Genomic DNA, 5,590 nt, shown 5'->3' with positions numbered 1-5,590 from the left:
GGCCGCGGCGGCCCGCGCTGCATGAGCATGCCCTTCTGGCGCGAGGACCTCTAAGTCTTTCCGTTTCCGGTGCGGTCCCCCTACAACCGCACCGGCTTCGCCCGTTAAACGGGCAACACTAATACTTACGTAATTCATTTCTTCGAAAGGAATCGAACCATGGGTGTTAACCTCTCCGGCCGTAGCTTCCTCAAGCTTCTCGACCTCACCACCGAGGAGATCGAGTACCTGCTCAAGCTTTCCAAGAACTTCAAGGATATGAAGCGCGCTGGCGTTCCGCACCGCTATCTCGAGGGCAAGAACATCGTTCTGCTCTTCCAGAAGACCTCCACTCGTACCCGCTGCGCCTTCGAGGTCGGCGGCATGGATCTGGGCATGGGCGTCACCTACCTCGATCCGGGTTCGTCGCAGATGGGCAAGAAGGAGTCCATCGAGGACACCGCCCGCGTTCTCGGCCGCATGTATGACGGCATCGAGTTCCGTGGCTTTGCCCAGGACGACGTCGAGGAGCTCGCTGCTAAGTCCGGCGTGCCTGTCTGGAACGGCCTGACCACCGAGTGGCATCCCACCCAGATGCTCGCCGACATCCTGACCGTCCAGGAGAACTTCAACTACGACATCAAGGGCAAGACTCTCGTCTTCATGGGCGACTGCAAGAACAACGTTGCTCGCTCCCTCATGGTCGTCTGCTCCAAGCTCGGTATGAACTTCGTGGCCTGCGGCCCCGAGGAGTGCATGCCCGCTGACGACGTCATCGAGGCCTGCAAGCCCATCGCCGAGGCCAACGGCTGCACCATCAAGCTGACCACCGACGTCAAGGACGGCGTCACCGGTGCCGACGTTATCTACACCGACGTGTGGGTCTCCATGGGCGAGCCCGACGAGGTCTGGGCCGAGCGCATCGCTCAGCTTACCCCGTATCGTGTTACCTCCGAGGTCATGGCTATGGCCAACCCGGGTGCCATCTTCCTGCACTGCCTGCCCAGCTTCCACGACACCAACACCACGATTGGCGCAGAGAAGTGCGATCAGTTCGGCATCACCGAGCAGGAGGTCACCGACGAGGTCTTCGAGAGCCCCGCTTCCAAGGTCTTCGACGAGGCCGAGAACCGCATGCACACCATCAAGGCTGTCATGTACGCCACGCTCAAGTAAGAGCATCTAGCATCTCGCTCGGGGTGTATTGCTGCACACCCCGAGCAGTTTTATCTGGTAATAATCTCGCATCAAGCGGCAGGCACGGCACGGAAGATCCGCTTAGCGCGAGAAAGTTAAATGATTTATGAAGGGGGGATGAGAACCATGACTGAGACCGCTAAGAAAAAGCGCGGTATGCCTTCATCGTTCACCATTCTTCTAGCTCTGCTGGCAATTGTTGCAGTGATTACCGTTATCGTCTCCGGCACGTCCGGCGGCGCGGTTACTGCAGCCCGCTTGAGCGATTTCTGCACCGCCCCGATCCTGGGCTTCGCTGACGCTCTGCCCGTCTGCCTCTTCGTTATGATCCTGGGCGGCTTCCTCGGTATGATGACCGAGACCGGCGCTCTGGACAACGGCATCGCCGTTCTGGTGCAGAAGCTTAAGGGCAACGAGATCATGCTCATTCCCGTGCTGATGCTCATCTTCTCCCTCGGTGGTACCACCTATGGTATGTGCGAGGAGACCGTTCCCTTCTACGCCCTGCTCGCCGCTACCATGATGGCCGCTGGCTTCGACCCCATGGTCGGCGCCGCTACCGTCCTGCTCGGCGCTGGCTGCGGCTGCCTGGGCTCCACGGTTAACCCGTTCGCCGTCGGCGCTGCCGTCGACGCTCTGACCGGCGTTGGCATTGAGGTCAACCAGTCCATCATCATCGGCCTCGGTGCCGTCCTGTGGATTGTCACTACCGCTATGTCCATCGTTTTCGTGATGAACTATGCCAAGAAGGTCAAGGCTGACAAGGGTTCCACCATCCTGTCGATGCAGGAGCTCAAGGACGCCGAAGAGGCTCACGGCAAGGCTGCTTCCGAGGTCCACAAGGAGGTCAAGCTCACCGGTCGTCAGAAGGGTGTTCTGATCGCCTTCGCCTTCACCTTCGTCGTCATGATCGTCGGTTTCATTCCGCTGGCCGATCTCAACGAGGGCGTCGCCAACTTCTTCGACGCTGGCGCTGTCTACGACGCCGATGGTAACGCCGTCGTCCAGGGCTGGTCTGCCCTGATCACCGGCCTGCCCATTGGCCAGTGGTACTTCGACGAGGCTTCCACCTGGTTCTTCCTCATGGCCGTCCTGATCGGTATCATCGGTGGCCTGTCCGAGAAGCAGATCGTCAACACCTTCATCACCGGCGCTGCCGACATGATGTCCGTTGTTCTCGTTATCGCCCTCGCCCGTGGTATCTCCGTCCTCATGGCTAACACCGGCCTCGACGTCTTCGTCCTCGACGCTGCCGCCAATGCCCTGGCTGGCCTGTCCGGCGTGATCTTCGCTCCCATGAGCTTCCTGGTCTACTTCGGCCTGTCCTTCCTGATCCCCTCGACCTCCGGTATGGCCACCGTCTCCATGCCCATCATGGGACCGCTGGCTGTTAAGCTTGGCTTCTCGCCCGAGGTCATGGTCATGATCTTCTCCGCCGCCATCGGTGTCGTGAACCTGTTCACCCCGACTTCCGGCGCCATCATGGGCGGTCTCGCCCTGGCCAAGATCGAGTGGACGACCTGGCTCAAGTTTGCCCTTAAGCTCATCGTCGCGCTCTCCGTCGTCTGCGCCGTCATCCTGACCGTCGCCTGCGTGCTGCTCTAAGTACCCAACGGGTACCCCACGGAAACCTTGACGATCCTGTAAAGGATCACCTGGTCATCGTCTGTCCGGTGGGGTAAACCCACCGGTAGACTCCTACCTTTAGCCCCCTTCCGTTCCGTGCGCGGGAGGGGGCGACTTTTTGTTCCGCGGTTTTACCAAACCGCGGAACCGGTCGACGCTACGCGCCGTCCAGAACGACAATTTGTCATTCAAAAGGCAAGGCATGACCAAAAGGTCTATGCCTCGCCTTTTTCATGCCAACTTGTACGTTCTGGACGGCGCTCGCTGTCCGTCCTCTGCCTGCGGCGCTTTCCATTGTTGGTGCAGAGGGCGCTTTGCCTACTCTGGCGGGCTTTCGCTGGATTATGCTCAACCTGCGACGTTTCCATTATTGATACAAAGGCCAGGTTTGTTTGAACCAAAAAGGGGAAGTTGCGGTGGAATAGTTCCTGTTTGGCCGTCTTGAGGGGTTAAACGGGAACTATTTCACCGCAACTTATCGATGGCGTGTTTGGTTGGTGCCTGTTGATGGTCTGGGTATCGGGGAGGGCGGGCTCCGTTATAATCGCCTAGAACATTAAATGGAAACGGGACGGGAGCCATATATGCGCCAGGGTTTCGACAACGCGAAGTATATCGAGTTGCAGGCTGCTCACATTAAGGAGCGCATCTCGCAGTTTGGTGGCAAGCTCTATTTGGAGTTTGGCGGTAAGCTGTTCGATGACTATCATGCGAGCCGCGTGCTGCCGGGTTTTGAACCGGACAGCAAGTTCCGCATGCTCAAGAGCATCGCCGACGATGTCGAGGTTATCATCGCGATCAACGCGAACCACATCGAGAAAAACAAGGCTCGTGGTGACCTTGGCATTACCTATGACGAGGATGTGCTGCGCCTGGTTGACCTGTTCCGCGGCAACGGCTTTGCCGTCGCGGCCGTGGTCATCACCCAGTACGCCGGCCAGCCCGCCGCCGATGTGTTCCGCAATCGCCTGAACGCGCTCGGCATTCCCGCCAAGCTGCACTATCCCATCGAGGGGTATCCGCACGATGTCGATCTGATCGTTTCTGACGAAGGCTACGGCAAGAACGAGTTTGTCGAGACCACGCGTCCACTCGTTGTCGTGACGGCACCCGGCCCCGGCTCGGGCAAGCTCGCCACTTGCCTCTCGCAGCTGTATCACGAGCATAAGCACGGTACCGCCGCCGGCTATGCCAAGTTCGAGACCTTCCCGGTCTGGAATCTTCCTCTGACGCATCCGGTCAATATTGCCTACGAGGCCGCCACGGCTGACCTCGACGACGCCAATATCATCGATTCGTTCCACCTTGAGGCCTACAACAAGACCACGGTCAACTACAACCGCGACGTCGAGGCCTTCCCGGTAGTCCGTGCCCTGATGGAAAAGATCTTGGGCAAGAGCCCCTACCAGAGCCCTACGGACATGGGCGTCAATATGGTCGGCTTTGCCATCACCGATGACGATGCCTGCCGCGACGCTTCCAAGATGGAGATCGTCCGCCGCTACTTTACCGCGGTCGAAAATGTGCGCCGTACCGGCGTGGGCGATGAGCAAGTCGACCGTCTCAAGATTATTATGAAGAAAGCCGGCATCGATAAGAACTACTCACCGGCGCGCTCGGCGGCCCTCACCAGGGAGCAGCTGACGGGTGGTCCCGTGGGTGCCATGGTCATGCCCGATGGCTCCGTGGTGACCGGTAAGACCTCCACGCGCCTGGGCGCCGCAAGTTCGCTCATTATGAACGCCCTCAAGCATGTCTCGGGCGTCGACCTTGAGCTCGAGGTCATTAGCGATGAGGCGATCGAGCCCATCAGCAAGCTCAAGACGCATTTCCTGGGAAGCAAAAACCCGCGCCTCCACACCGACGAGACGCTTATGGCGCTGTCGATCACCTCGGCCACGAGTGAGACGGCCGCTCGCGTCCTTTCGGGCCTGGAGCAGCTGCGCGGTTGCGATGCCTTCTTTAGCGTGATCATCTCGCCGACGGACGAGACGGTACTGCGCAAACTGGGTATCAACGTGTGCTGCGAGCCCAAGTTTGAGCGCCGCGGTTTCTTCCATCGCTAAGTTTGAAGCACCGCGGTAATTGCATTGCATTTTGGCCGTATCGGGTTAGCGCCCGGTACGGCTTTTTGATCAATAAAGCGCCTATTTCGACGAAAAATAGCTGTTTACCTGCCTAGAAACAATTTGAGCGGTATACAATAACCGTAACTGTTTCATCCTTAGCGGGATGCCGCATGATGGATATTACCTGCCATCGTGAGGTGTGTCGGTCGCGCACGGCGCGTTAGATGCTCGTGCTCGGTTTGAGGAGGCTGCTATGGCGGGCAAGGGTCGTGCGAGTGTCAACGATATGAAGCGTGTCGAGGTGCTGGTGTTGATGGAGATCGACCAGCAAACCGAAGACAATGGCGGGCCGTATGGTTTCTCGCGCAAAACGCTTGCCGAGCGCGTGGGGGTTTCGCCGTATCGTGTCCGCGCCGCAATCGATCGCTTGGATTCCGAAGGCATGATTGATGTCGTCTCGCGTTATAGCGACGACGGCGGTCAGCTTGCAAATGGCATTTGCCTCACCGAACGTGGCGAGTGGTATCTTGAGGGCGTCCGTACCGGCATGCTCGTTCAAGAAATGCTTGAGGACGAGGTTGCTGATCGATAGCAGCATGTAACCCTTGCCACAGCGACGCCGCTTGGGAAACCGGGCGGCGTTTTGTTTCAAGATTGAGAAATGGGTTGATTTCCGATCCCAGCCGAACACATTAGGCGGATAGCCCGTTCCCGCAGCT

4 protein-coding genes are annotated in these 5,590 nt (G+C 58.6%); all 4 read left to right on the top strand.

Annotated elements, in window-relative coordinates; genetic code table 11:
• The first annotated feature begins 159 nt into the window (after positions 1–159).
• The gene (argF, locus tag KSY82_RS10035; protein WP_161144739.1) at positions 160–1,155 is read left to right on the top strand and encodes an ornithine carbamoyltransferase; all 996 of its coding nucleotides are present in this window, start codon (positions 160–162) and stop codon (positions 1,153–1,155) included.
• A 138-nt stretch (positions 1,156–1,293) separates the two neighbouring features.
• Positions 1,294–2,781 (top strand): YfcC family protein, encoded by a 1,488-nt coding sequence (locus tag KSY82_RS10030; RefSeq protein WP_412766505.1) that lies wholly within the window; start codon positions 1,294–1,296, stop codon positions 2,779–2,781.
• A 605-nt stretch (positions 2,782–3,386) separates the two neighbouring features.
• On the top strand, positions 3,387–4,868 hold the full coding sequence (locus KSY82_RS10025) for a DUF1846 domain-containing protein (RefSeq protein ID WP_022094206.1): 1,482 nt from the start codon (positions 3,387–3,389) through the stop codon (positions 4,866–4,868).
• Between the two features lie 256 nt (positions 4,869–5,124).
• The gene (locus tag KSY82_RS10020) at positions 5,125–5,463 is read left to right on the top strand and encodes a helix-turn-helix domain-containing protein (protein ID WP_161115922.1); all 339 of its coding nucleotides are present in this window, start codon (positions 5,125–5,127) and stop codon (positions 5,461–5,463) included.
• The last annotated feature ends 127 nt before the right edge of the window (positions 5,464–5,590 follow it).

The sequence above is a fragment of the Collinsella aerofaciens genome (assembly GCF_019131995.1).
GTDB classification, from domain to species: Bacteria; Actinomycetota; Coriobacteriia; order Coriobacteriales; family Coriobacteriaceae; genus Collinsella; species Collinsella aerofaciens_S.
The sequence above is the reverse complement of the archived record's forward strand: the minus strand, read 5'-3'. Positions and strand labels throughout refer to the sequence as shown.

What these genes read in the sequence shown, in the direction of transcription:
- argF (WP_161144739.1), top strand. Translation starts at nt 160, where the DNA reads ATGGGTGTTAACCTCTCCGGCCGTAGCTTCCTCAAGCTTCTCGACCTC.
- KSY82_RS10030 (WP_412766505.1), top strand. Translation starts at nt 1,294, where the DNA reads ATGAGAACCATGACTGAGACCGCTAAGAAAAAGCGCGGTATGCCTTCA.
- KSY82_RS10025 (WP_022094206.1), top strand. Translation starts at nt 3,387, where the DNA reads ATGCGCCAGGGTTTCGACAACGCGAAGTATATCGAGTTGCAGGCTGCT.
- KSY82_RS10020 (WP_161115922.1), top strand. Translation starts at nt 5,125, where the DNA reads ATGGCGGGCAAGGGTCGTGCGAGTGTCAACGATATGAAGCGTGTCGAG.